The sequence below is a fragment of the Ferribacterium limneticum genome, from assembly GCF_020510565.1.
Lineage (GTDB): Bacteria > Pseudomonadota > Gammaproteobacteria > Burkholderiales > Rhodocyclaceae > Azonexus > Azonexus limneticus_B.
In genome coordinates this window covers 3,037,168-3,062,101 of record NZ_CP075189.1, presented here as the reverse complement: position 1 = coordinate 3,062,101, position 24,934 = coordinate 3,037,168, and the positions used below count along the sequence as shown (strand labels likewise).

Annotated in this window: 25 protein-coding genes; 12 read left to right on the top strand and 13 right to left on the bottom strand. The window is 60.7% G+C overall.

Going from position 1 to position 24,934, the window contains the following annotated elements:
* Nucleotides 1-25: 25 nt before the first annotated feature.
* A complete protein-coding gene (locus tag KI610_RS14630; RefSeq protein WP_226495697.1) occupies nucleotides 26-688 on the top strand; it encodes a c-type cytochrome in 663 nt (220 codons plus the stop codon).
* The gene (locus KI610_RS14625; RefSeq protein WP_226495696.1) at nucleotides 685-1,020 is read left to right on the top strand and encodes a hypothetical protein; all 336 of its coding nucleotides are present in this window, start codon (nucleotides 685-687) and stop codon (nucleotides 1,018-1,020) included. The genes KI610_RS14630 and KI610_RS14625 overlap by 4 nt, the downstream gene beginning before the upstream one ends.
* Here the strand turns inward: KI610_RS14625 and KI610_RS14620 are convergent.
* The 6 genes from KI610_RS14620 to KI610_RS14595 are packed head-to-tail and all read right to left on the bottom strand — an operon-like array spanning nucleotide 1,012 to nucleotide 5,632.
* Entirely contained in the window at nucleotides 1,012-1,560 is a 549-nt protein-coding gene (locus KI610_RS14620; RefSeq protein WP_226495695.1) for a methyltransferase family protein, read from the bottom strand. The two genes, KI610_RS14625 and KI610_RS14620, sit on opposite strands and share 9 nt — an antisense overlap.
* 1 nt (nucleotide 1,561) lies before the next feature.
* Entirely contained in the window at nucleotides 1,562-2,866 is a 1,305-nt protein-coding gene (locus KI610_RS14615; protein WP_226495694.1) for a M18 family aminopeptidase, read from the bottom strand.
* Entirely contained in the window at nucleotides 2,863-3,747 is an 885-nt protein-coding gene (locus KI610_RS14610) for an esterase/lipase family protein (RefSeq protein ID WP_226495693.1), read from the bottom strand. The genes KI610_RS14615 and KI610_RS14610 overlap by 4 nt, the downstream gene beginning before the upstream one ends.
* Nucleotides 3,748-3,754: 7 nt before the next feature.
* Nucleotides 3,755-4,471, bottom strand: a complete 717-nt coding sequence (gene dnaQ, locus KI610_RS14605; RefSeq protein WP_226495692.1) for a DNA polymerase III subunit epsilon — start codon at nucleotides 4,469-4,471, stop codon at nucleotides 3,755-3,757.
* Nucleotides 4,468-4,926, bottom strand: a complete 459-nt coding sequence (rnhA, locus tag KI610_RS14600) for a ribonuclease HI (RefSeq protein WP_226495691.1) — start codon at nucleotides 4,924-4,926, stop codon at nucleotides 4,468-4,470. The genes dnaQ and rnhA overlap by 4 nt, the downstream gene beginning before the upstream one ends.
* Nucleotides 4,916-5,632, bottom strand: a complete 717-nt coding sequence (locus KI610_RS14595) for a methyltransferase domain-containing protein (protein ID WP_226495690.1) — start codon at nucleotides 5,630-5,632, stop codon at nucleotides 4,916-4,918. Before KI610_RS14595 ends, rnhA begins: the two co-directional genes overlap by 11 nt.
* Nucleotides 5,633-5,660: 28 nt before the next feature.
* On the opposite strand from KI610_RS14595, the gene gloB reads away from it, so the two are divergent.
* The gene (gene gloB, locus KI610_RS14590; protein ID WP_226495689.1) at nucleotides 5,661-6,419 is read left to right on the top strand and encodes a hydroxyacylglutathione hydrolase; all 759 of its coding nucleotides are present in this window, start codon (nucleotides 5,661-5,663) and stop codon (nucleotides 6,417-6,419) included.
* A gap of 9 nt (nucleotides 6,420-6,428) precedes the next feature.
* On the opposite strand, the gene KI610_RS14585 is transcribed toward gloB, so the two are convergent.
* The 3 genes from KI610_RS14585 to KI610_RS14575 are packed head-to-tail and all read right to left on the bottom strand — an operon-like array spanning nucleotide 6,429 to nucleotide 8,190.
* Nucleotides 6,429-6,821, bottom strand: coding sequence for a response regulator (locus tag KI610_RS14585; protein WP_226495688.1), 393 nt, complete (start codon nucleotides 6,819-6,821; stop codon nucleotides 6,429-6,431).
* On the bottom strand, nucleotides 6,821-7,762 hold the full coding sequence (locus KI610_RS14580) for a GGDEF domain-containing response regulator (protein WP_226495687.1): 942 nt from the start codon (nucleotides 7,760-7,762) through the stop codon (nucleotides 6,821-6,823). The genes KI610_RS14585 and KI610_RS14580 overlap by 1 nt, the downstream gene beginning before the upstream one ends.
* A 29-nt stretch (nucleotides 7,763-7,791) precedes the next feature.
* Entirely contained in the window at nucleotides 7,792-8,190 is a 399-nt protein-coding gene (locus KI610_RS14575; RefSeq protein ID WP_226495686.1) for a hypothetical protein, read from the bottom strand.
* 106 nt (nucleotides 8,191-8,296) lie between these two features.
* Here KI610_RS14575 and KI610_RS14570 point away from each other — a divergent pair, with 106 nt between their 5' ends.
* The 4 genes from KI610_RS14570 to KI610_RS14555 are packed head-to-tail and all read left to right on the top strand — an operon-like array spanning nucleotide 8,297 to nucleotide 15,800.
* Nucleotides 8,297-11,671, top strand: a complete 3,375-nt coding sequence (locus KI610_RS14570) for a DUF748 domain-containing protein (protein WP_226495685.1) — start codon at nucleotides 8,297-8,299, stop codon at nucleotides 11,669-11,671.
* Nucleotides 11,672-11,678: 7 nt separating this feature from the next.
* Nucleotides 11,679-13,010: a DNA recombination protein RmuC gene (gene rmuC, locus KI610_RS14565; protein WP_226495684.1), complete on the top strand. Its 1,332-nt coding sequence runs from the start codon at nucleotides 11,679-11,681 to the stop codon at nucleotides 13,008-13,010.
* On the top strand, nucleotides 12,994-13,425 hold the full coding sequence (locus KI610_RS14560; RefSeq protein WP_226495683.1) for a DUF3293 domain-containing protein: 432 nt from the start codon (nucleotides 12,994-12,996) through the stop codon (nucleotides 13,423-13,425). Before rmuC ends, KI610_RS14560 begins: the two co-directional genes overlap by 17 nt.
* Nucleotides 13,422-15,800, top strand: coding sequence for a serine/threonine protein kinase (locus tag KI610_RS14555; protein WP_226495682.1), 2,379 nt, complete (start codon nucleotides 13,422-13,424; stop codon nucleotides 15,798-15,800). Before KI610_RS14560 ends, KI610_RS14555 begins: the two co-directional genes overlap by 4 nt.
* 660 nt (nucleotides 15,801-16,460) lie before the next feature.
* On the opposite strand, the gene KI610_RS14550 is transcribed toward KI610_RS14555, so the two are convergent.
* Nucleotides 16,461-17,234 carry an outer membrane protein assembly factor BamD gene (locus KI610_RS14550; protein WP_226495681.1) on the bottom strand — a complete coding sequence of 258 codons (774 nt, stop codon included), beginning with the start codon at nucleotides 17,232-17,234 and terminating at the stop codon, nucleotides 16,461-16,463.
* Between the two features lie 52 nt (nucleotides 17,235-17,286).
* Here KI610_RS14550 and rluD point away from each other — a divergent pair, with 52 nt between their 5' ends.
* Complete coding sequence (gene rluD / locus KI610_RS14545) at nucleotides 17,287-18,246, top strand: 23S rRNA pseudouridine(1911/1915/1917) synthase RluD (RefSeq protein WP_226495680.1); 960 nt, start codon at nucleotides 17,287-17,289, stop codon at nucleotides 18,244-18,246.
* Nucleotides 18,239-18,967: a peptidoglycan editing factor PgeF gene (pgeF, locus tag KI610_RS14540; protein ID WP_226495679.1), complete on the top strand. Its 729-nt coding sequence runs from the start codon at nucleotides 18,239-18,241 to the stop codon at nucleotides 18,965-18,967. Before rluD ends, pgeF begins: the two co-directional genes overlap by 8 nt.
* A gap of 55 nt (nucleotides 18,968-19,022) precedes the next feature.
* On the opposite strand, the gene KI610_RS14535 is transcribed toward pgeF, so the two are convergent.
* Together KI610_RS14535 and KI610_RS14530 are read right to left on the bottom strand one after the other, a co-directional pair.
* Nucleotides 19,023-20,585: an acetyl-CoA hydrolase/transferase family protein gene (locus tag KI610_RS14535; protein WP_226495678.1), complete on the bottom strand. Its 1,563-nt coding sequence runs from the start codon at nucleotides 20,583-20,585 to the stop codon at nucleotides 19,023-19,025.
* A 208-nt stretch (nucleotides 20,586-20,793) separates the two neighbouring features.
* The gene (locus KI610_RS14530) at nucleotides 20,794-21,018 is read right to left on the bottom strand and encodes a hypothetical protein (RefSeq protein WP_226495677.1); all 225 of its coding nucleotides are present in this window, start codon (nucleotides 21,016-21,018) and stop codon (nucleotides 20,794-20,796) included.
* A gap of 133 nt (nucleotides 21,019-21,151) precedes the next feature.
* On the opposite strand from KI610_RS14530, the gene gcvA reads away from it, so the two are divergent.
* Both gcvA and KI610_RS14520 read left to right on the top strand, forming a co-directional pair.
* A complete protein-coding gene (gene gcvA / locus KI610_RS14525; RefSeq protein ID WP_226495676.1) occupies nucleotides 21,152-22,120 on the top strand; it encodes a transcriptional regulator GcvA in 969 nt (322 codons plus the stop codon).
* A gap of 29 nt (nucleotides 22,121-22,149) precedes the next feature.
* Nucleotides 22,150-22,917, top strand: a complete 768-nt coding sequence (locus tag KI610_RS14520) for a ZIP family metal transporter (protein ID WP_226495675.1) — start codon at nucleotides 22,150-22,152, stop codon at nucleotides 22,915-22,917.
* Here KI610_RS14520 and KI610_RS14515 read toward each other — a convergent pair.
* Nucleotides 22,858-23,088 (bottom strand): hypothetical protein, encoded by a 231-nt coding sequence (locus tag KI610_RS14515; RefSeq protein WP_226495674.1) that lies wholly within the window; start codon nucleotides 23,086-23,088, stop codon nucleotides 22,858-22,860. The two genes, KI610_RS14520 and KI610_RS14515, sit on opposite strands and share 60 nt — an antisense overlap.
* 112 nt (nucleotides 23,089-23,200) lie before the next feature.
* Between KI610_RS14515 and phaC the strand changes: the two genes are divergently transcribed.
* The gene (phaC, locus tag KI610_RS14510; protein WP_404827411.1) at nucleotides 23,201-24,931 is read left to right on the top strand and encodes a class I poly(R)-hydroxyalkanoic acid synthase; all 1,731 of its coding nucleotides are present in this window, start codon (nucleotides 23,201-23,203) and stop codon (nucleotides 24,929-24,931) included.
* The last annotated feature ends 3 nt before the right edge of the window (nucleotides 24,932-24,934 follow it).

The following is a 24,934-nucleotide window of genomic DNA, read 5'->3' as shown; positions in this document are numbered from 1 at the left end:
GCATCGATCATGGGAGTTGTCCTGCATGCTGAAAGTTTTGCGTTTGCCCCTCGTTATTGCAGCCGTTGCCCTGAGCTACTCGGCGGCTGCGGTCGACCTCGAAAAAGGCAAGGAAATCAACGGCACCTGCGCTGCCTGCCACAGCGATAATGGCCAGGGCGGCAAGAAGGGCGAGTACCCGCGCATTGCCGGTCAGCAGGTCAAGTACATCGAAAGCCAGTTGCGGAATTTCCGTTCGCGGACGCGGGTCAATATCCCGATGTTCCCCTACACGCAGGAGCGCGAGCTGTCCGATGAGGATATCAAGGACATTTCGGCTTATCTGTCGGGAATCGTCCTCGACACCAAAATGCCAACCTATGTCGGTACCGAAGACGCGCTGACCAAGCTGCTGATGGCCGAAAAGGTGATGATCATCCCGCGTGCCGAGGGCGATCTGGCCAATGGCGAGAAGCTCTACCAGAAGCAGTGCGCCGCCTGCCACGGCAAGACCGGCAAGGGCCGCGGCATGTTCCCCATGCTCGTTGGCCAATACACCAATTATCTGCAGCGCCAGGTCGATCTTTACCTCAAGGGCGACCGGCCGCATGACGAGGAGGGCACCGTCGGTTTGCTCAATGCCCTCAAACCGCAGGACATCCAGGACATCCTGGCCTATCTCACGTCGATCCAGGAGCCGAAGGAATGAAACGTCTTGCCCTGTCCCTGATGTCCGCGTTGGTCGCTTCCGGCGCCATCGCCCACGGCCACCCCGGACCAATCGATGACAGCATGCCGGATGCCCAGCGCATCCGTTTCTGCGAACGCGTTCGCGACCATGCGCTGCAGGCTTTCTACAATCGCGACAAGGGGCGGCTGATGAAGCTGTTCGACGAAGACGGCAGCGATGGCGCGCGGATTACCAATCACATCATCCGGCGCATCTACGAAGAACCGCAGATTTCCAGCCCGAAAAAGGCCGAAACCTTTGGCCGGGCGACCTGCAATGAAATGATGGGGGCGAAGCCCGTTTCAGAGTAGGAAGGGGATGAAGCGCTTGGTGCGCTGCATGTAGTTGGCGTAGGCGTCGCCGAAATAGGCCAGGCATTCGCGCTCGTCGGTAACGGCGGTCAGCCACAGCGAAATGGATGCGACACCGGCGATGAGCGTGCCGATCGTGCTCGGGTCCTGGAAATAGGCGCCCCAGGCCAGCGCCAGCAAGGACGAGTACATCGGATGGCGGATGTAGCCGAAGATGCCATGCGACACCAGTTGCGTCGTCTTTTCGAATTCGTAGAACGAGCCATCGTCACGTTTGGCATTGGCTTCGCCATGGCGGGTCAGTGTGCGCGCTCCGGCGATGACCAGGAACATGCTGAGCAGCATCAGCATCCACGAGGTGAATTGGTGCGGCGAGTACGGATCTTCGCCCCACACGCCGTGGTTGAGCACAATCAGTCCGAGGATGGCTTCCCAGGCAAAAAAGCGGTAGAAACCGTGGCTGCCCGGCTTGAGCAGGGCTTTTCGCGAAAGCCAGATGACGATGCCGGAGCCGGCGAGGAAGGTGATCAGATCGTTCATGTCAGTTCGAGAATGAGGCGGTGAGGGCAGCGATCATGTAACCGTGGTCGAGAACGCCGGCGCTTTCGCGGATGCTGTGCATGGCCCACATCGGCGAGCCGACATCGACGCTGGGGATACCGAGGCGCGAGGCGACGATGGGGCCGATGGTGCTGCCGCAACCGAGGTCGGTGCGGTGGGCGTATTGCTGGCAGGGCACGCCGGCTTTTTCGCAGATGGCCATGAAGCGTGCTGCCGTCTCGGCGCTGGTGCTGTAGCGCTGGTTGGCATTGCTCTTGATGACTGGACCGGCATTGACCAGCGCGTGGTGGCAGGGCTCGTAAGCAGCCGGGAAATTCGGGTGCCAGCCATGCGCCATGTCGGCGCTGATGAAGAAGCTCCGGGCCAGCATGCGGCGCTGGTCTTCGCTATCCAGTCCTGCGCAGGCAGACAGTCGGCCGAGCACATCGGCAATGAAGCTGCCGCCGGCGCCCGTGGCGCTCTCACTGCCGACTTCCTCATGATCAAAAAAGGCGCACAGGCAGGTGGCGGCGGGTTCGGGCGTGGCGAGCAGGGCGCTCAGTGCGGCGTGGCAGGAGGCGAGGTTGTCGAGCTGGCTGTTGGCGACGAACTCACGGTCGACGCCCCAAAAGGCGCCTTTTTGCGTGTCATAGGCGTTGAGTTCCCAGGTCAGCAGATCGCCTGGCTCGACGCCGAGTTGGGCAGCGATGGGCTGGCGGAAGCGCGCTTCGGCCTTTGTGCCATCTTCGGAAATACCCAGCAGCAGCGGGAGTTCCGTCTGCTTGTTGAATTTCAGGCCATTTTCATTGACCTCGCGATTCATGTGGATGGCGAGGTTGGGCAGGCGCAGCAGCGGTTCGGTAAAGCGCACCAGCCGGGCTTCAAAGCCGCCCGGCACGCGGACATTGACGCGGCCGGCCAGCGACAGGTCACGGTCGGCGAAGGTGGCGAGGATCGGTCCGCCATAGACTTCGACGCCGAGACGCACCATACCGGCCGCGTCTTCGGCCGGCTTCGGCTTGAGGCGCAGGCCCGGCGAGTCGGTATGGGCGCCGATCAGGCGCAGGCCGGTCGTTGCTGCCGGCTGGCTGCCGACGATGAAGGCAATGATCGACGACCCGCCACGTACGACATAGCGACGGTCGCCGGCGGTCAAGGTCCAGCGGTCGGCTTCGTCGAGCGCTTTGAACCCGGCGGCGGTCAGTCGGGCTTCGCAGGTCTGAACGGCATGCCAGGGGCTGGGGCTGGCGTCGATGAAATCGAGCAGATCCTGCGCCTGGGCGCGAGTGGAGTCGGGAATGTTCATGGTTTCTTGAGTTTCAGCAATTCGAGCAACAAATTGGCAACGCGTTCATCATAAAGCATGGCGATGTGACCTACCGCAGGCAGTTCGACATCGCGGGCACCGGGCAGGCGCTGGTTGTCCTGCGGCATGACGTAGTTATCGTAGGCATTGCGCAGGCTGACGGCGGGAATCTTGATCGGTTCGGTCGCCATGTCGCGCAGCCACAGCGAGCCGGGCGTCATCTCGCGGGAATTCTGGCCGAAGGCGATTTTGCTCAGGAGGCTGCCGGCATGTGGCGTGGCCAGCGTGAACAAACGGTCGACGCGTTCGATGCCATGGCGTGCCAGATAGGAGCGGCAAATCAGGCCGCCCATGCTGTGCGCGACCAGCGTTACCTGCTTGCTGCCGGTGTCGGCGCAGACTTCCTCGATGCGCTGGTTGAGGAGCGGCACCAGCTTGCCCATGCTGGTGTAGGGCGGCGCCAGGCTGACCGTGGCGACGCTGTAGCCGGCTGCTTCGAGGCGTCGGCGGAGCAGCCACCAGACGCCGCGGCTGCAGCCGTAGCCATGGACGAGCAGGATCGGCTTTTGCCCTGGCAGCAGGCGGTCAGTCGGCATCCACAGCCGCTCGAAGGGGATGACGAGCAGAAAGGTGAGCAGGAAGGCGAAGTATTCGCCGGCCATAATCCGGAAGCGTTTGCCAAAGCCGAGCGCCGGCGCCGGCGAGGCGAATTTCATGCCGAAGAACCAGGTCGTCGCGTTCATCCAGAAGCGCAGGCCGAGCAGGCAGTTGATCGCCCCGATGATGGCCAGAGGCCAGTCGAGGTGCATGAGGTGGCGGCCGATGTAGAGATAGCCGCTGATTTCGAGGGCGAGCCAGATAAGCAGAGAGATGGGGACCATGCCGGGCTCAGGCCGCTTCGGCGTCAGGCTTCGGCAGCCACAGGCAGGCGCCTTTGGATTCCTTGTTGATGGCGGCGAGCACCTGCTCGTGTTCGGCCAGTTCCTCGGGCGAGGCGCGGCGAACGGTGAGCGGCTTGCGCTCGCGGACCAGGCCGTCGGCGCCGATGTTCGGGCGCGGCGCGGCATCGGGTTCGATCATCAACGAGTTCTGGCCGCGCGTCATGGCCAGGAAAACTTCGGCCAGCAGTTCGGTGTCGAGCAGGGCGCCGTGCAGGGTGCGGCTGGAATTGTCGATTTCGTAGCGTTCGCACAGCGCGTCGAGGCTGTTGCGCTTGCCAGGGTGGAGGTCCTTGGCCATGCGCAGGGTGTCGGTGACCTTGCCGCAGATGGTGCCGACCGGCACGCGACCGAGGCGGTCGAGTTCGGCATTGAGGAAGCCGATGTCGAACGGGGCGTTGTGGATGATCAGCTCGGCGCCGTTGATGAACTCGAGGAACTCGTCGGCGATGTCGGCGAATTTCGGCTTGTCGGCGAGGAATTCAAGCGTGATGCCGTGCACCGCCTGGGCGCCTTCGTCGATTTCTCGCTCGGGGTTGAGGTATTTGTGCAGGTGGTGGCCGGTGAAGCGGCGGTTCACCATCTCGATGCAGGCGACTTCAATGATGCGGTGGCCCGAGCGGGGGTCGAGGCCGGTGGTTTCGGTGTCGAGGACGATCTGTCTCATGCTGCTTCCCTGTTTCTCAATTCATCGATGCCGCGATTGGCCAGGGCATCGGCCCGTTCATTTTCCGGGTGGCCGGCGTGGCCCTTGACCCAGACCCATTCGAGCTTGTGTAGGCGGACCTGGGCGTCGAGCAGTTGCCACAGGTCGGCATTCTTGACCGGCTTCTTGTCGGCGGTTTTCCAGCCATTTTTCTTCCAGCCGTGTATCCACTCGTTGATGCCCTTCATGACGTACTGCGAGTCGGTGTAGATCTTGCCGCCGATTGGTCGCTTGAGGGCTTCGATGGCGCGGATGGCAGCGGTCAGTTCCATCCGGTTGTTGGTCGTTTCCTTCTCGCCGCCCCACAGCTCCTTTTCGTGCTGGCCGAGGCGCAGGATGGCGCCCCAGCCGCCGGGGCCAGGATTGCCCTTGCAGGCTCCATCGGTAAATATTTCAACGATTTCTTCAGCGGCCATGGCCTTCCTTTTGGGCGATCGGGCGCAGCGCCTTGGCGCGCACCGACTTGTTTCGCCAGTTGGGGGTGATCAGGTGCATGCCGTGCACGCGCTTGATGGCGCGCACCACATAGACGCCGCCGGAAAAATTCCACCAGCGGTTGCCGGCCGTTTCGATGAACTGCCAGCGTTGCACCCATTTGAGTTGTTCGACCGGCGGGATGTAACACCCGAACTGGCCACGATCGACTTCAAAACTGAGCAATTTTAGCCAATCCTTGAGGCGAGTCAGCGACAGATAGCTGCCATTCCACGGAAATTGGCCGCTGCCGTCGAATTTTCGTTTCAGTCCCCACAGCGACAGCGGGTTGAAACCGATGATGATGACCTGTCCCTCGGGAATCAGGATGCGCTCCACTTCGCGCAATATCTGATGCGGCTCGTCGCTGAATTCGAGGACATGCGGCAGGACGACGAGGTCGGTGCTGAGCGAAGCGAAGGGCAGGGCGGCGCAGTTGCAGAGCATGTCCACCGCGCCGTATTCGCCGGCTTTCAGGCGCAACGGAATGCGGTTGGCGCGCAGGAAATCACCCTGCGGCAGGCCGAGTTGCAGGGCATGAAAACCGAAAACATCGGGCACGGCGGCGTCGAGCTGGCGCTGTTCCCAATCGAGCACATAGCGGCCGGCTGCGGTCGACAGCCAGGCGTCGAGCCCGGGAATTGACATCCGGGGCGCTGCGCTCGATAGTTCCGGTATGTTTGAAATCTCGCTCATTCCCGCGTTCAAGGACAATTACATCTGGTTGCTGACCCGCGGCAAGCGTGCCGTCGTCGTTGATCCCGGCGATGCAGCTCCGGTTATCGCCCGTCTGGAAGCCGACGATCTGACGCTGGAGGGCATCCTGATCACGCATCACCATGCCGATCACCAGGGCGGCATCGCCGAACTCAAGGCGCGCTGGCCAGTCGAGGTTTTTGCACCGGCCAATGAGTCTATCACAGGCTGCACGCGTCCACTTTCAGGTGGCGAGCAGATCGATATTCTGGGCCAAACGGTCGATGTCATGGCCGTTCCCGGGCATACGCTCGGGCACCTGGCCTACATTGCACCGGGCGCGCTATTTTGTGGCGATACGCTGTTTGGCGCCGGCTGCGGGCGGCTGTTTGAGGGGACGCCGGAGCAGATGTCGGCTTCGCTTGACACTATTGCTGCACTGCCCGATGACACCCTGGCTTATTGCGCCCACGAGTACACCGAGATGAACCTGCGTTTCGCGCTGGCCGTCGAGCCGGAAAATGCCGCCTTGCAGGCGCGCGTGGCGAAGGTTGCGGCGCTGCGGGCGGCGGGCCGGCCCAGCGTGCCGTTGACGCTTGGCGAAGAGAAGGCGACTAACCCCTTCCTGCGATGCGCCGAGCCGGCGGTCATTGCTGCAGCCGAAAAGCAGAATCCCACGGTCAACCGGAAAAAAGCCTCGATTTTCAAAACGATACGCAGCTGGCGAAACGACTTCTAGGGTATCGCCCTACGGCTTGGTCTGGCGGACGCGGTTGCTGGCCTTTTCCAGCGCATCGAGCACGCGGGCGGCATTGAAGGGCTTGATGATGAAGCCGCTGGCACCGTTCATGATCGAGTTCTGAACGGTTTCCGCATCGGAATTGCTGGTCACCATGATGACTTCGATTGTCGGGTTGGCAGCCTTGATTTCGCTCAGCGCTTCGATGCCGCTCTTCTCCGGCATCATGACGTCCATGCAGACGATGTCCGGCTTCAGGCGCTCGACGACATCGATCGCTGCTTGCCCGTTGCGGGCTTCGCCGACCACGTCGTATTCCTCGCCACGCAACATGGCGCGCAGGATGCTGCGCATCATGTCGTTGTCGTCGGCGATGACGATGGAAATGCGTCGTCTGGCCACTACGCGTCGTCGGCCCGGCAGAGACAGTCCCGGCCTTGTCGTTTGGCGCGCAGCAGGGCTTTGGCGGCGGCCTGGATGAGGTCTTCGGGCGGGTTGTCGAAGCCGGGAGCGGCGGAGGCGAGTCCGATGCTCAGGGTGACCAGCCCGCCGGGTGACGAGGCGTGCTCGATATTGAGTTCGCGGATGGCCTGACGGATTTTTTCGGCCACGATCAGGGCGCCGCCGATGGTGGTTTCGGGCAGCACAACGGCGAATTCCTCGCCGCCGTAGCGGGCCACGATGTCCGAAGGCCGTTCGGTGTTCTGGCGGATGACCCGGGCGATCCGGCGCAGACAGTCGTCTCCCGCCTGGTGGCCGTAGGTGTCGTTGTACAGCTTGAAGTAGTCGACATCGCACATCATCATCGCGATGCTGTTCGAGTGACGACGCGCCCGGCGCCATTCGATGGAAATTGCCTCGTCGAAGTAGCGCCGGTTGGCGACGCCGGTCAGGCCGTCGCTTGACGTAATGCGTACCAGTTCCTGATTGGCGGCGTCCAGCTTGCGGGTAAGCCCGATGAGCGACGACCGCATGAGGACGATGCGCTGCATGGCGCGGATTTTTGCGCCGAGCACAATCTCGCTGACCGGCTTGAGCAGGTAATCGTCACCTCCGGCGGCGATGCCCTTTTCGATGCTGGCCTCGTCGTCACGGGATGACAGGAAAATGATCGGCGTCCATTCGCCCGGGGTTTCCGTCGCCCGGATGCGCTGGGCGAGGAGAAAACCATCCATGTCGGGCAGGGAGAGATCGAGCAGGACGAGATCCGGTCGCGTCCGCGCGAATTTTTCCAGTGCCTCGTCGCCGGTCGAGGCCGAAAGCGTCGTGACGCCCAGTCTTTCCATCTGCTCGACAGGCAGGTGGGAGGTGGAGCGACTGTCTTCGACGACGAGAATTTTCATGGTTTCTGCCGGTACTCGATCAACGCAGTCTAGCGGCAATATCGGTTGAAGAAAACCAGCGCAGCAATCGAAATGGTAATGGCGGCAGCAGCCCAGCCAATCCCCCCGTACAACGCACGCCTGGCCTGATAGTGAGCGGCACGTTGCTTGAACTGGAAATAGCGCTGGAATTCGCCTAGGGTCAGTAAGGCGGTGAACATGAAGAAAATCATGCCGCAGAACATGAAGATGATGATGCCGTTGGTCAGTTCACGGCAGGCACCGGCTGTGCGGTTGAGATAGAGCAGGATGCCGTCGGTGCGGAAGGCAAAGCTGCCGATGAAAAAGGCCAGTCCGGCAAACAGGCTGATCAGTCCGATGACCAGCCAAGTCTGCCAGCGCTTGAGTTGGGCGATTAGCCTCGATATTTCTTCGATGAACCACTTCATGTGTTTTTGCTGATATTTCCAGTGTGGCGGTGTGCTAAATTTGGCGGATATAAAACAAGAAAGGCAGATTATCATGGCCGAGCCAGCTGCAAGCAATTCTGCAACAATGTCACGTCTCACCGGGGCGCTGAAATCGCCGCGTAGCAAGCAAATCGGCAAATGGCTGGCGGCCGTTTTCGTGGTTTTCGGCGTGCTTGGTTTTTTCGCCGCGCCGCCACTGCTCAAATCGATTTTGCAGAAACAGCTTTCGGCGCAGCTGCATCGTGAAGTCAGCATCCAAAACATCGACATTAATCCGTACGGCTTGTCGGCGAAGATCAGTGGTTTTTCGATCACGGCCGAGGGCAGCAAGGAAGTGGCCGGTTTCGACGAGCTTTTTGTCAATCTTTCGTCGGCCTCCATTTTCAAGCTGGCTGCCGTCGTCGATGAAGTTCGCCTGCAGGGGCTGCGCGTTGCCGTGTCGCGAGTTGCCGAGGGGCGTTACGATATTTCCGATCTGCTTGACGAGTGGATGAAGCCCAAGGACGAGCCGGAGTCCGGCACGCCGCGCTTTTCGATAAACAATATCCAGTTGATCAACGGCAAGATCGTTTTTGATGACCAGCCCAAGGGCAAGGTGCACACGATCAGCGAGATCAATCTGGCGCTGCCCTTTGTCTCCAGCCTGCCCTACCACACCGAGGTTCTGGTCAATCCGTCGTTTTCGGCCACGATCAACGGCTCACAACTGGCCTTGACCGGCGACAGCAAACCGTTTTCGGAGACCCACGAAAGCCGGCTCAATCTTGATCTGGATCGCTTCGACCTGGCTGGTCTGCAACCTTATCTGCCTGATTCGCTGCCTTTCCGGCTTGCCTCGGGAACCCTTGATTCGGAATTGAAGGCGATGTTCAAGGAGGTCTCGGACCAGGTTTATTCCGTTTCGGTCGTCGGTGCAGTCCATGTTTCCGGATTGGCGCTGACCGAAAGCGAGGGCCAGCCGCTGTTTGGCTGGAAGCGACTGGATATTGAACTCGACAATGCCGACCCGATCAATAGCAAAGTCGCCGTCAAGCGTGTCGGACTCGATGGTCTGGATGTCGCTCTGGCGGTCAACAAGCAGGGTGAGTTCAATGTCATGCGGGTTGCCGACAAGCTGACCAAGTCGGCCAAGCCGGCCGTAGCAACGCCGGAGCCCAAGCCGGCACCGGCCAAGCCATTTGAATGGTCGCTCGGCGAGTTCGCGCTGACCAACGGCCTGATCCGCTGGCAGGATGAATCGAATCTGACGCCGGTGGCTGGCGAAGTACGCAATCTGCTGGTCAGCGTTGGCAAGGTCGATAGTAAGCTGGTCGAGCCGATTGAAATCGGTGAGGTGAGTTATCAGATCGACCTCGGCGAGCGTTTCCGCGTCGAGAAAATGGCCATCAAGGGTATCAAGGTCGATCTGCCCGCCCACCGCGTCGATATCGCCGAAGTGACCAACAACGGAACCCGCGCCCGCATGCTGCGCAACAAGGCTGGCAAGATCGAATGGGTCAGTTCGCCAGTGCTCAAGGTGGTCCGGGCGACCAATGCCGAGAAGGATACCAAGGCCAAGGCGGTGGCCGAGGCAACCGGAACGCAGGAGTGGATCGGCAAGGTGGGCAAGCTGTCCATCGAAGACCTTGGTTTTCGCTTCGAGGATCGCTCCCTGCAGCACGTCGCCGTGCAGGAAATCGAGGGGTTCAATCTGCTTGGCCAGGAACTGACCAACGAGCCGAGCAAGAAGGGCACGATTGCACTGAAGAGCAAGATCAACAAGAAGGGCAGCCTGAATGTCGATGGCAGCCTGCAGATCTATCCGCTCGACGTGGCGGTCAAGGTCGATACCGTGGCCATCCCGCTGGTGCCGCTGGAGCCATACTTCGGCCAGTTCCTGAATATTTCGCTGACGCGGGGCCAAGTGTCGAACAAGGGTGAGGCCACAGCCAAGCTCGATACGGCGGGCCTCAAGGCAGGCTACAAGGGATCCTTTACGCTGGGCGACTTTGTTGCGGTGGACAAGCTCAACAGCGCCGATTTCCTCAAGTGGAAATCCCTCTATTTTGGCGGCATCGATTTCCGCCTCGAGCCGATGGCCATCAATATCGGCGAAATTGCGCTGACCGATTATTTCTCGCGGCTGATCCTCAACAAGGAAGGCAAGCTCAACGTCGCCGAGATCGTCAGGAAACCGGAAGGCGAGGCGGTCGCTGCCAAGACGGGCGAGACCAAGCTGGTCGAGGCCAAGACTGAAACGAAGGTGGCGGCCAAGGAGTCCGGGCCGGCCAAGCAGCCGATCCCGATCAAGATCGGCAAGATCACCCTGCAAAATGGCACGGTCAATTTTTCCGACCTTTTCGTCAAACCCAACTACACGGTCAATCTGAGCAAGCTCGGCGGACGAGTGACCAATCTGTCGTCGGCGGCCGATACCGTTGCCGACATGGAACTACGTGGCAGGTATGCCAACTCGGCACCGGTGCAGATCCTGGGCAAGCTCAATCCACTGGCCGCCAAGTCCTATCTCGATATCAAGGCTGAAATCACGGGCGTCGATCTGGTCGGCTTCTCGCCGTATTCCGGCAAATACGCCGGCTACGCCATCGAAAAGGGCAAGCTGTCGCTCAACGTTGCCTACAAGCTCGAGAACAACCAGCTGGCGGCGGAGAACCGCCTATTCATTGACCAATTTACCTTTGGCGAGAAGATTGAAAGTGCTGATGCGACGACGCTGCCGGTCAATCTGGCGCTATCACTGCTCAAGAACAATCGTGGCGAGATCGACCTCAATCTGCCCATTTCCGGTTCGCTCGACGATCCGCAGTTCTCGATTGGCGGGCTGATCGTCAAGGTCATCGTCAATCTGTTCGTCAAGGCCGTGACCTCGCCATTTGCACTGATCGGCTCAATGTTCGGCGGTGGGGACGAGTTGTCCAATGTCGAATTCGCAGCTGGCCGCGCCACGCTTAACGACGCTGCCGGCAAGAAGCTCGAGGTGCTGGCCAAGGCGCTCAACGAACGCAATGCCCTTAAGCTGGAAATCACCGGCCGGGCCGATCCGGAAGCCGACCGCGAAGGCGCCAAGCGCGCCGCCCTGGAACGCGCCATGCAGGCCGAAAAGCTCAAGGATCTCAAGAAGGCTGGCGAAGGCAAGTCGCTTGAAGAAATCGAGATTGCGCCCGAGGAAAGCAAAACTTACCTGACCCGCGCCTACAAGGAGGCCAAGTTCCCGAAACCGCGCAACATGATTGGTCTGCAGAAGGATTTGCCGGTCGAGGAAATGGAGAAGCTCATGCTGACCAACCTGCCGGTCAGCGACGACGACGTCAAGGCGCTGGCGGCGCGCCGGGCCGAAGTGGTGCAGGGCTGGCTGGTGGACCAAGGCAAGGTGCCGCCGGAGCGGGTTTTCCTATTGCCAGCCAAAGTCGAGGCTGATCAAAAAGGCAAGGCCAGCCGGGTTGATTTTTCGCTGAAATGAGCCATCGATGAGTGAACCGATGGGGCTGGCGCTGATCGTCGGCTTGGTGGTGGTCATCCTTTTGCAGGTGGCGTTGTTGCTGCGCGGCAACCGGCAGCAGGACGAAGCGCGCTTTCAGGCGCAGCAGGAGGCCCAGGATAAAGGGCTCATGCGCCTGGAGCGCGAACTGCGCGAGGAACTGGCGCGCGGTCGGCGTGAGGTGGCTGAAGAAGCCTTCCGCGATCGCGAGGAAAGGGCGCAGTCGTCCAATTTGCTGGGCCAGGCGCTGACGACGCAGGTTGGTCAGTTCGGCACATCGCAGGCCGAGCGACTGGAGGCTTTTGCGCGTGAGCTGAACCGCTTTTCACTGGGGCTGGACGAGCGTTTCGAACGTTTGAAAATTGCCGTCGAATCCCGGTTGACCGCAATACAGGCCGACAACGCCAACAAGCTCGAAGAAATGCGGCGGACGGTCGATGAAAAGCTGCATGCAACGCTCGAGCAACGCCTCGGCGAGTCGTTCAAGCTGGTCAGCGAGCGGCTTGAGCAGGTCCATCGCGGTCTCGGCGAAATGCAGACGCTGGCGGCCGGTGTCGGCGACCTCAAGCGCGTGCTGACCAATGTGAAAACGCGCGGCACCTGGGGTGAGGTGCAGCTTTCGGCCCTGCTCGAACAGTTGCTGACGGCCGAGCAGTTCGGCAGCAACGTGGCGACCAAACCGGGCAGCAACGAGCGCGTCGATTTCGCCATCCGCCTGCCGGGCAAGGACGACGGTGCCGTGGTCTGGTTGCCGATCGATGCCAAGTACCCGATCGAGGATTACCAACGCCTGCTCGACGCGCAGGATCGCGGCGATCCGGCCGGGGTCGAGGAGGCCTCGCGGGCCATCGAAACCCGCCTGAAGAACGAGGCCAGGAGCATCCACGAAAAATATGTCGCACCGCCGCACACCACTGACTTTGCCTTGCTCTACCTGCCGCTCGAAGGCCTTTATGCCGAGGCGCTGCGCCGACCTGGTCTGGCCGAAACCCTGCAGCGCGACTGGCGGGTCAGTCTGACCGGGCCGACGACGCTGGCGGCGATGCTCAATAGCCTGCAGATGGGTTTCCGCACCCTGGCCATTGAGCAGCGTTCGGCCGAAGTGTGGGCGGTGCTCGGCGCGGTGAAGACGGAGTTCAGCAAGTTCGGCGAGGCGTTGGCCCATACCAAGAAGAAGCTGGACGAGGCGAGCAATAGCATTAGCAAGGCGGAAACGCGGACGCGACAATTGACGCGCCGCTTGAAGGAAGTCGAGGCGCTGCCGGTGGCAGAGGCCGAACAATTGATCGGTGTGGCGGATTTCGATGGCGAAGACGAGTGAACTTGAGGCCGCCTACATGGCGACGACTTACCGGGTATTCCTGCCTGGTGGCTGCTGCGAACTGCGCATCGGTCAGCCCTGCGAAACCTTGCGCTGCTGGCTTGAAACGGCAGGCAGCACTGAATTTGCCCTGATCACGGCGCACAATCCGGGCGGCCAGCGCGCCGATGAGGCGACCAACGCCGAACGCCAGTCGCAGTTGGAGTGCGAACTGCTTGAAGGCAACTACGAACCGTATGTGGCGCTGCACGAGGCCGATGCCGAGGGCTGGCCGAACGAAGAGAGTTGTTTCGTCCCCGAGCTTTCCCGCGAGGATGCCTGCGCCCTGGCGGCAGATTACGGGCAGAATGCCGTGGTATGTGGCGGCGCCGATGCGATTCCGCATCTTGTCTGGATTGAAGATAGCGAACAATGAGCAGAAGAATCGGCCGTTTCGAAGTCCGTGGCGAGTTGGGGCGAGGCGCGCAAAGCGTGGTCCATCTTGGCTTTGATCCCCAGTTGCAGCGCGAAATTGCCATCAAGACCCTGCATTTCGCCACGCCCGACCCGGAGCATAAAGGCATGCTGCTTGACGAGGCGCGTACGGTCAGCCGGATGCGCCATCCGAGCATCGTGCCGATTTTTGAAGCGGGCGAGCAGGACGGCGATCTCTATCTCGTTTTCGAATACGTGCCGGGCAAAAGCCTCGGCGAATTCCTCCGGCAGAGTGGGGCGTTACCGCCGGTCAAGGCGATTTCGATCCTCCGCCCTATCCTCGATGCGGTCGCCTATGCCCACGGGCAGGGCATCATTCATCGTGATCTGAAGCCGTCGAATATTTTGCTCGATGACAACGGTACGCCGCGCGTCATGGATTTCGGCATCGCGGCGCGGGTCGATGCGTTGAGCGACCCGGCCGACCGCATCACCGGCACGCCGGGCTATATGGCTCCCGAGTATGTCCTGCGCCGCGAGATCAGCGAGCGTTCGGATGTCTTCGCGGCCGGACTGATTCTCTTCGAAATGCTCACCGGGCGGCGGGCTGTACCGGGGGATAGCGCCGGCGCCATTATGCAGCGCCTGGCCAGCGAAGATATCAAGCTGCCACAGGATGCCACGGTCGACGAGCAATTAAGCGCCATTTTGCACAAGGCATTGGCCCGCGATCCGCTGCTGCGTTTTCAGACGGCGGCCCAGTTTGGCGAGGCGCTGGACAACTATCTCGACCCTGAAGAAGAGCTTCCGGCCGGCGCTGGTGGTCGACAGGCAACGCTGGAATTCCTGCTGCGCCGGATGCGCCACAAGAGCGATTTCCCGGCGCTCTCGGAGTCGGTCAGCGCCATCAACAAGATCGCCAACAGCGAGACGGAAAGCATCGACAAGCTGTCGAACACCATCCTCAAGGATTTTGCGCTGACCAACAAGTTGCTGCGTCTGGTCAACTCGGCCTATTTCCGGCAGGCCGGCGGTGGCAGCATCAGCACCGTGTCGCGGGCGGTGGTCGTGCTCGGCTTCGAGGCGGTACGCAACATCGCCATTACCGTCCTGCTCTTCGATCACCTGCAGAACAAGGCCAACGCCAACCAGCTCAAGGAAGATTTCCTGCGCGCCAACATGGCCGGCGTGCTGGCCAAGGATATCGGCGCCACGGCGCGCATGCGCGATCTGGAACAATCGTTCATCTGCTCGCTGTTCCACAGCCTCGGTCGTTTGCTGTCGCAGTTTTATTTTCCGGAAGATGCCGAGGAAATCCGCCGCCTCATGGCGCAAAAAGACTGCGGTGAGGACATCGCGGCGAAACAGGTGCTCGGTATTTCCTTTGAGGAAATCGGTATCGCCATCGCCAAACTCTGGGGCTTCCCGCCGCTGATCGTCACCTCGATGCGGCGTTTGCCGGCGGGTAAGGTCAAAAAAGCACTTGACCAAGAAGATCGTCTGCGCATGCTCTCTGGCTTCTCCAATGAACTGTGCGATGTGATCGCGCTGGCCACGCCGGAGCTACGGGATCGCGAACTCAAAAAGACCATGGCGCGCTTTGCCGACGCCGTGCAGCTTGAACAGAATGTGGTGATGCAGACCGTCCAGCGCGCCGTCGAGGAGGTTGCCGATTTTGCCCGCATCATTCACCTCAATCTCCAGCAGACGACCTTCGGCAAACAGATGCGCCAGTTCGCCGATGCCGGTGCGGATGAGAAGCTTGCCGCCGATCCGCACGCCAGCGACTTTGCCGACGGTACTGTCATTCACGAGAGCGACCCGCTCGGCGGCGTCGGCAGTGGCCTGGAGGCGCAGGAAGTCGACGCGCAATCGGTGCTGACGGCCGGTATCCAGGACATCAGCAATACGCTGATCGATGGTTTTCAGCTTAACGACATCCTGCGCATCATCCTCGAAACGATGTATCGGGCCATGGGCTTCAAGCGTGTCGTGCTGTGCATCCGCGACGTCAAGGCCGGCGTCATGCAGGGGCGCTTTGGCTTCGGGCCGGATGCCAACGAGCTGGCCAAAGCTTTCCGCTTCCCGCTGAGTTTTACGCCGGATATCTTCCATGCCGCGACGTCAAAAGGGGTCGATCTGCTGATCAGCGACATCAACGATCCGAAAATTGCCGGCCGTATTCCCGACTGGTATCGCAAGGCCGTGCCGGCCAATTCCTTCGTGCTGTTCCCGCTCAATATCAAGGGCAACCCGGTGGCGTTGATCTATGCCGACCGCGATGAGCCGGGGGGGATTTCCATTCCGGAAAAGGAATTGCAGTTGCTGCGGACGCTGAGGAATCAGGCGATTCTGGCGATCAAGCAGGGGTCGTGAATTGGCTTGAGGTTCCGCCCTTGCCTTTGAGGCGGAGGTGCCTCTTCGTAACCCTTGTTTTCCGCGCTTGAGGCGCGGGCGTACTTTCTTCTTGCTTCGCCAAGAAGAAAGTAAGCAAAGAAGAAGGCGACCCTGGGTCGGTGCCGGCTGCGCCGGTTCCCTGTGCTACTCGGCAGGCCGGGCGGCTGCGGAACTCGGGCTTCGCCCTCAAACAGTCCTCGCCGACTGCCCCCGGCCTTCCTGCGTTGCTCGGCACCTTCCAAGGGGCCCGGTAAGGCGTCCACGCTGAACCTGTGGATTTCATTTTTTGGCTTTTTTTCCGGTTGACCGTGGAAGCCCGCTTTTTTCGGCGTAACGGTTGAACGTGGACGTTTTTGGGGTCCCCGTGGAAGGCGCTGAGCAACGCAGGCGGGCCGGGGGCAGTCGGCTTGCGTTGTTTGAGCCGAAGGCGAGTTTAGCAAGCCGCCCGGCCTGCCGAGTAGCGCAAGGAACCGGGCAAAGCCCGGCGCCGCCCTCGGGGTCGCCTTCTTTTTGGCTACTTTTTCTTGGCGAAGCAAGAAAAAGTACGCCCGCCAACAAGGCGGAACCCAAAGCTAATTAAACGGGAAATCACCATGATCAACGGCAATCCCGTAATCCATCCCGCTTACGCAGACACTCTTACCAGAGCTGCCACCAAGCCGTCTTGCTCTTCAACCCGTCTTTGTAAAACGGGCTCTTCGGGAAATTCTTCTTCATCACGCGATCAGCGTCGTCGCGCAGATCGTTCATGCCCATCTTGTCGTAAGCGGTAACCATGATGAACATAGCCTCTTCGATGGCCGGGGCCTGCGGATAGGTCTTGATCGCGTACTGGGCGCGATTGGCTGCGGCAATATAGGCGCCGCGCTTGACGTAGTAGCGGGCGACGTGGACTTCCAGCGAGGCCAGCGCATTGATCAGGTAGTTCATGCGCAACGTGGCGTCGGGCGTGTATTTGCTGTTCGGGAAGCGGGTGACCAATTCCTTGAAGGCCTCGAAGGCTTCGCGGGCGGCTTTGGGGTCGCGTTCGGTCGGGTCCTGGGAGCTGACCAGAGCGGTCAGGCCGAGGTCTTCGTTGAAGTTGACCAAGCCCTTCAGGTAATAGACGTAATCGACGGCCGGGTGGCTCGGGTGCAGCTTGATGAAGCGGTCACAGGCGGCCAGGGCCGAACCGGGTTCGTTGTTTTTCCAGTACACGTAACCCATTTCAAGCTGGGCTTGCTGGGCGTAGCGGCCATAGGGGAAGCGGGCCTCCAGCTTCTCCAGCATCTTGGCGGCCTTGTCCCAGTTGTTGTCGGCTTGCGCATCCTTGGCTTCGCCATAGAGCTTGCCTGCCGACCAGCCGGCGGTTTCGTCGATTTGCGCCGGCATCATGCCGCAGCCAGCGATGAAAGCGGCAATGAAAACAGCCATCAGCACGCGGAAGAGAGCGGGGAATGACTGGAATGCAGGTAAACTTCGCACCATGAATGATGATCCTGTTGAAAACTCCGGCGATTATAGCCGAACTGAACCGCTCCACCTGACCGTTCCTGACGCTAGTTATGGCCGCCGTCTCGATCAGGTTCTGGCCGAGCTGCTGCCCCAGCATTCCCGCAACCGCCTGCAGGGCTGGGTACGCGATGCCTGCGTGCTAGTCGATGGCAAGGCCGAGACCGAACCCAAGCGCAAGATGATGGGCGGCGAAAAGCTGCTGGTCAGCGAGCCGACCGATATCCGCAACCAGCCTGAACTGCCCGAAGACATTCCGCTCGATGTCGTCTACGAGGACGAAACCCTGCTCGTCATCAACAAACCGGCCGGTCTGGTCGTCCATCCGGGTAGCGGCAACTGGAGCGGCACCTTGATGAATGCGCTGCTCCACCACGTCCCGGGTATCGAGGCCGTGCCGCGCGCCGGAATCGTGCACCGTCTGGACAAGGACACGAGCGGTCTGCTCGTCGTTGCCAAGACGCTGGAAGCGCAGACCGATCTGGTTCGCCAGTTGCAGGCGCGGACTGTGCGGCGCATCTATCTGGCCCTGGCTGCCGGCGCGATGAAGCACGAAGGGACGGTCAACGAGCCGATTGGCCGGCATCCGTCGCAGCGCATCAAGATGGCCATCGTGCCGGAAAACCGCGGTGGCAAGCCGGCGATTACCAATATCCGCATTCTCGAACTCTTTCCCTACACCACCTTCGTCGAGTGTTCGCTGGAAACCGGGCGGACGCACCAGATCCGTGTGCACATGGCGGCCATTCATCATCCGCTGGTCGGCGATCAGGTTTATGGCAAGCACAACCCGAAGCTACCCGAGTTTCCTCGGCAAGCGTTGCACGCAACGCGCCTCGGCCTCGTGCATCCGCTGACCGGCCTGAAAATGCAGTGGGAAGTACCGATGCCGGAGGACATGCGTGACCTTCTCGATTCCCTGCGCTATGGCTAATCTGCTGGTTCCGGACTGGCCGGCGCCAGCCCGGGTCCGCAGCTTGCAAACGTTGCGCGGTGCCGGTTGCAGCCTGGCGCCGTGGGACAGTTTCAACCTCGGCGACCATGTTGGTGATGATCCATCCCATGTCGCAGCCAATCGGGCGGCATTGCGCGAGCATCTGCCGGCTGAACCGGCCTGGCTCAAGCAGGTGCACGGCATTGCCACGGTCAACCCGAAAAAAAGCCCAAAAATGAAAGAGGCAGATGCGGCCTTCACGCGGGACCCCGGAACGGTCTGTGCCGTGATGACCGCCGACTGTCTGCCCGTTCTTTTTTGCGACCGAGCCGGGACCGTTGTCGCCGCTGCGCATGCCGGCTGGCGCGGGCTGGCCGCCGGTGTGCTTGAAGAAACCATGGCCCAGATGGCCGTGCCGGCCGGCGAATTGCTCGCTTGGCTGGGGCCGGCCATCGGCCCGTCGGCTTTTGAAGTCGGTGACGAAGTTCGCGCCGTATTCGTTGCGCACGATGCGCGGGCAGCGCAAGCTTTCGTCGTCCATGGGCCGGGAAAATGGTTGGCTGACATCTATCTGCTCGCCCGCCAGCGCCTGAACGCGGCTGGCATCAGTTCGATCAGCGGCGGAGAGCGCTGCACCTTCAGCGAAGCAGCCGATTTCTTTTCTTACCGCCGCGATGGCGTGACCGGCCGCATGGCCAGCCTGATCTGGCTGGAGTCTTAAGCGAGTATTTAGGGGGCGGTCGGATTGTTCCGGATTCGCCCCCCGATTTTGCCGACTACTTTTTCCAGGCGTCCGCCTGCACCAGCGAATCCTCCCGCCAGGCTTCCCGTGCGGCCTGATTGGCCACCCAGTTCGGCAGGAAGGTAAAGGCCTCATCGAGCAGGTGAGGCGTGTGACGACCGGGCGAATAGCGCGTCGAGCGCTCGTAATACTCGCGCAAGGCCGGCTTGAAATTCGGATGCGCGCAATTGTCGATGATCACCTTGGCCCGCTGCTTCGGCGACAGGCCACGCAGATCGGCCAGGCCTTGCTCGGTGACGACGACCTGGACGTCGTGTTCGGTGTGGTCGACGTGCGACACCATCGGCACGATGCATGAAATGCTGCCCCCCTTGGCGCTCGACGGCGTCATGAAGATGGAGACGAAGGCGTTGCGGGCGAAGTCGCCGGAACCGCCGATGCCGTTCATGATCGAGGTGCCCATGATGTGGGTCGAATTGACGTTGCCGTAAATGTCGGCTTCGATCAGTCCGTTCATCGAGATGACGCCGAGGCGGCGGATCACTTCCGGATGGTTCGAGATTTCCTGCGGACGCAGGATGATGGAATCCTTGAAGCGCGGCAGGTCGGCATTCAGTTCGACCAGCGCATTCGGGCTCAGCGAGAACGACGTGGCCGACGCGCAGGTCAGTTTGCCCGATTTGATCAGTTCGAGCATGCCGTCCTGTAGTACTTCGGTGTAAGCCGTCAGGTTCTCGAAGGGGCCATCCTGCAAGCCGGCCATTACCGCATTGGCGACATTGCCGACACCCGATTGCAGGGGCAGCAGGTTGGCCGGCAGGCGGCCTTTTTTCACTTCGTGCTGGAGGAATTCCAAGATGTGGCCGGCGATCAGTTGCGAATTGGTGTCCGGCGGCGAGAAGGCGGAGTTGCGGTCGGCCTTGTTGGTCTCGATGACGGCGATGACCTTGTTCGGGTCGATGGTGTAATACGGCTCGCCGATGCGGTCGTCGGTCTTGAGCAGCGGAATCGGCTTGCGGTGCGGCGGCAGGGCGGTGCCGTAGTAAATGTCGTGCATGCCCTCGAGAGCAGGGTTTTGCCAGGAATTGACTTCCAGGATGATCTTGTCGGCCTGATCCAGCCATGTCTTGTTGTTGCCAACTGAGGACGACGGAATCAGCCGGCCGTCTTCAAGAATGCCGGCGACTTCAACGACGGCAATATCGAGTTTGCCGAGGAAGCCGCCCCAGACGAACTGGGCGACGTGCGACAGGTGGATGTCGATGTACTCCATCTCCCCAGCGTTGATCCGTTTGCGGCAGGTCGGGTCGGACTGGTAAGGCAGGCGCATTTCGATGCCATCGACCATGGCCAGCGCGCCGTCGAGTTCGGGTGCCGTCGAGGCGCCGGTCCACACGCCGATCTTGAATTTCTGTCCGTGCAGATTGGCGTCCATGATGCGCTTGGCCAGCGCCGTGGGAACCAGTTTCGGGTAGCCAGCGCCGGTAAAGCCACTCATCCCGACGTTGACGCCGGATTGGATGAGATTGGCGGCCTCGTCGGCCGACATGATCTTGCCGCGCATGGCGGCATTAAGGATGCGTGAACCTCCAACCATGTTTCTCGATGCTCCAGTATTGGGTTATCAACAAATGACGGACAAAAAACGAATAAAAAAAGAGCCCGCATAAAGCGGGCTCAATCCAGATCCTAAGCGCATGAAGGTCTGGAGGAGACGGGGCGCAATTTATCAAAATCGCCGTTAGGCAACGAACGAGTTATTTTTGTTTGATAAATTAGTCTTTCTTAACTGTGAGGCGTTTGGCTCAACGGGCCGGGGTGCTTTCGCCGGCCGGGGCGCTCGGGGTGGCGCTATCGGCAGGCTTGGCAGCCTCTTCCTGCCCGACGTTCGGCAGCACAGGCGGAGTGGCTGGAGCCGGCAGGGAAGGAGCGGCAACTGCCGGCGGCAGTGCTGCGACGGACTCGTCCTTCTTGCCGCAGGCGGTGAGTGCGACGGTAAGCAGTGCGGCAACGAGCAGTGACTTGTTCATGGCGATACCTTTCTTTCAGGGATGTTTGACGGTGCGACCCGATTTCGGCCGAGATGAAACATTAGTCAGCGCCTTGCCGAGCGGCAAACGACTATTTATGATGCAATGCTTTAGAAAAACTTAATCGTTAGCCGTGACCTATCGTCTGCCTCCACTTTCCGCCATGCGCGCCTTCGAGTCTGCGGCGCGTCACCTGAGTTTCAAGAAGTCTGCCGAGGAAATGCACGTCACACCGGCTGCCGTCAGCCAGCAGATCAAGTCGCTTGAAACCTATCTCGGTGTCGCGCTTTTCCGCCGCCTGACCCGGGCGCTGGAAATCACGCCGCAGGGGCGAGCCATGCTGCCCAAGATTCGCGAAGGTTTCGATTGTTTTGCCGCCGCCATCGACAGCACGCGCAGCGAAGCCGACGGCGTGCTCACCGTGACGGCGCCGCCGTCTTTTGCAACACGCTGGCTGGTGCCGCGTTTGCCCCGTTTTTCACTGGCCCATCCGGAAGTCGAATTGCGCCTGTCGAGTCGCGGCGACAGCGTCGACCGGCGGGGCGAAACACTGTTGCTCGACAATGATCGCTTCGATCTGCGCGAGGCCGGCAGCCTGCTCGCTATTCGCTATGGCACCGGTAATTATCCCGGTCTGCAGGTGGAGCAAATCTTCGCGCCGGACTGGGTGCCGGTATGCAGCCCGCGGCTGCTCAGTGCAGAGCGCCCGCTAGCCGTTCCCCAGGATCTGGCGCGTCACGTCTTGATCCACGATGAAACCATCGGTGACGAGGAAGGCCAGCCCGGTTGGCAGGAGTGGCTTTCCTGTGCCGGGGTGAGCAACGTCGATGCAGAGCGCGGGCCACGGTTTTCAAATGCCGTCCTCGCTGTTGAGGCTGCGCTTGATGGGCAGGGTGTCGCCCTGGCGCTGAAACCACTGGTCGAAGCTGATGTGGCGGCCGGACGTTTGATCGTGCCATTCGAGATCGCCGTGCCGTCGCCCTTCGGTTATTTTCTCGTGATGCGCAAGGCCGTCGCCCAGCGCGATTCGGTCGCCGCATTCCGCCGCTGGCTTTTGGACGAAGCCCTGGCGGTTCAGCCAAACTGGCCGGCGGGCGTATAATCCGCGCCTTTCCCAAGTAGCAGATTCCCGTGAGCACTCTTTCCTGGATCATTGCAGTTTCGCTGGCTGGCGGCGCCTTGAGCGTCTTCGCCGCAGCCGCGGTGAGTCTCGCCCTAGGTGCGCATCGCATCAGCATGCTGATCTCTTATGCTATCGGTGCACTGCTCGGCGCGGCCTTTCTGGAAATCCTGCCGCATGCGCTCGAACACGGCGATGTACATCGGACGACGGCGACCGTTCTGTTCGGCATCATGGCGTTTTTCGTGCTCGAAAAACTGGTCCTTTGGCGCCATTGCCACCACGATCATTGCGAGGCGCATGATGCCCATGCACCGGCTCACGATCACGGGCGCTCGGGACTGCTCATCCTGGTTGGCGATACCTTCCACAATTTTGTCGACGGCATCCTGATCGCCGCAGCATTCCTGCAAAGCACCGAGCTTGGCATCGTCACCGCGATGGCCATCATCGCCCATGAAATTCCGCAGGAGGTCGGCGATTACCTGATCCTGCTTCATTCCGGCTACAGCAAGGTCAGGGCGCTGGCCTTCAATCTGCTGTCCAGCCTGGCAACGATGGTCGGTGCCATGCTGGCCTATTTTGCCCTGGCCGACATGACTGAGTGGATTCCTTCGCTGCTCGCTCTCGGCGCTGCGAGCATGATCTATGTTGCGGTAGCCGACCTGATTCCCGGTCTGCACAAGCGTTCCGAGCTCATGGAGTCGATCCTGCAGGTCTTATTGATCGGCTCGGGCATCGCCTCGATCGCCATCGTCCAGGCGCTGGTTGGCGAGTGATTCCCGATGCGCCCGGCGCTGTCGCCGGGCCTTGCTGCCGCCCAGCCAGAGCAGCAGCGAGCAGGGCATAAGCCCGTAAAACAGGAACGAAATGATGCCGGCGACGATGCTGGGTTCGTTGACGGCAATCAGCAATGTTACGTACAGCCAGCCGATTGCAACAATGTACATATTGGGAGCCTCGAAGGGGGCTTAATTATGCATGCAAATTCATTGACAGCGCTGAATCGGGTATGGAGAATCCAAAGGCTCAAACCCGACAACAATAGAGACGAGTCTTCCCATGGCGCAGGGATCGAACAATAACGACGCATTCGCGGGTTCTGCCGCACAGTTCATGCAAAACGGGCAGAACATGATGCAGCAATTCATGGACTATCTCGGCAAGGCCGGTGGGCAGGCTGGTGCATTGCCGCCGCCGGCAGTCGATCCGCAGGCGCTGACGGCGCTGCAAAAGCAGTTCATGGATCAGCAGATGTCGCTTTGGCAGGCGATGCTCAACAAACAACCGGGTCAGGATCCCGCCTTCAAGGTGGCGCCCGAGCCCGGCGACCGTCGTTTTTCGGCGCCCGAGTGGAAAGAAAGCCCGATCTACGACTATCTGCATCAGGCCTATCTGCTCAATACCCAGTATCTGAAGCAAGTGGTCGAAGTGATTCCGGCCGAAGATGCAAAGTCCAAGGAGCGCATGCGCTTCCTGGCCCGCCAGATGGCCGATGCCATGGCCCCCTCCAATTTTGCCGCGACCAATCCTGAGTTCATCAAGCTGGCGCTCGAAACCAAGGGCCAGAGCATTACCGACGGCATCAACAATCTGATCAAGGATTTCGAGAAGGGCCGTATTTCGATGACCGACGAGTCGGTGTTCGAGGTCGGCAAGAACATCGCGACGACCGAAGGCGCTGTCGTCTACGAAAACGAGCTGATGCAGTTGATCCAGTATGCGCCGCTGACGCCCAAGGTCGGCACCCGGCCGCTGCTGGTCGTGCCGCCGTGCATCAACAAGTTCTACATCATGGATCTGCAGCCGGACAATTCGCTGATCCGTTTCATGGTCGAGCAGGGCAACACTGTGTTTCTGGTTTCCTGGCGCAATCCGAAGGAGGCGCAAGGCCAGGCAGGTTGGGATGACTATCTTGAGCAAGGGCCGATCACTGCGCTGCGTGTCGTTCAGGAAATCACCAAGGTCAAGCAGGTCAATGCGCTCGGTTTCTGTGTCGGCGGAACCATCCTGACTTCGGCGCTGGCCGTGCTCAAGGCGCGTGGCGAAAGCCCCGTTGCCTCGCTGACGCTACTGACGACGCTGCTCGATTTCTCCGATACGGGCGAAATCGGCCTGTTCATTGACGAGAAAGGTGTTGCTGCCCGTGAAGGCACGATCGGCAAGGGCGGCCTGCTGCCCGCCCGTGATCTGGCCAATACCTTCTCCTTCCTGCGCGCCAACGATCTGGTCTGGAACTACGTTACCGGCAACTATCTGAAGGGCGAAAAGCCGAAGGCCTTCGACCTGCTGTACTGGAATTCCGATTCGACCAATCTGCCGGGGCCGTTCGCCTGTTGGTACATGCGCAACATGTATCTCGAAAACAACCTGCGCGTACCGGGCAAGCTCGATATGTGCGGGAGCAAGGTCGATCTCGGTCAGCTCGACATGCCGGTCTATCTGCTGGCGACGCGCGAAGACCACATCGTGCCGTGGCACTCGGCCTACCAGAGCACGCGTCTGCTCGGCGGCAAGAGCCGCTTCGTGCTGGGCGCTTCCGGTCATATTGCCGGGGTCATCAACCCGGTCAGCAAGAACAAGCGCAGCTATTGGGTCAATGAAGATGTGAAAAACGATGCCGAGGGCTGGTTGACCGCGGCCGAAGAGAGGAAGGGGAGCTGGTGGGCCGACTGGGCTGGCTGGCTCAAACCGTTGTCGGGAGAACAGCGGGCACCGCGCAAACCGGGGAATGCCAAATACAAGCCGATTGAACCGGCGCCCGGCAGATACGTCAAGGAACGCGCGGTATAAAAA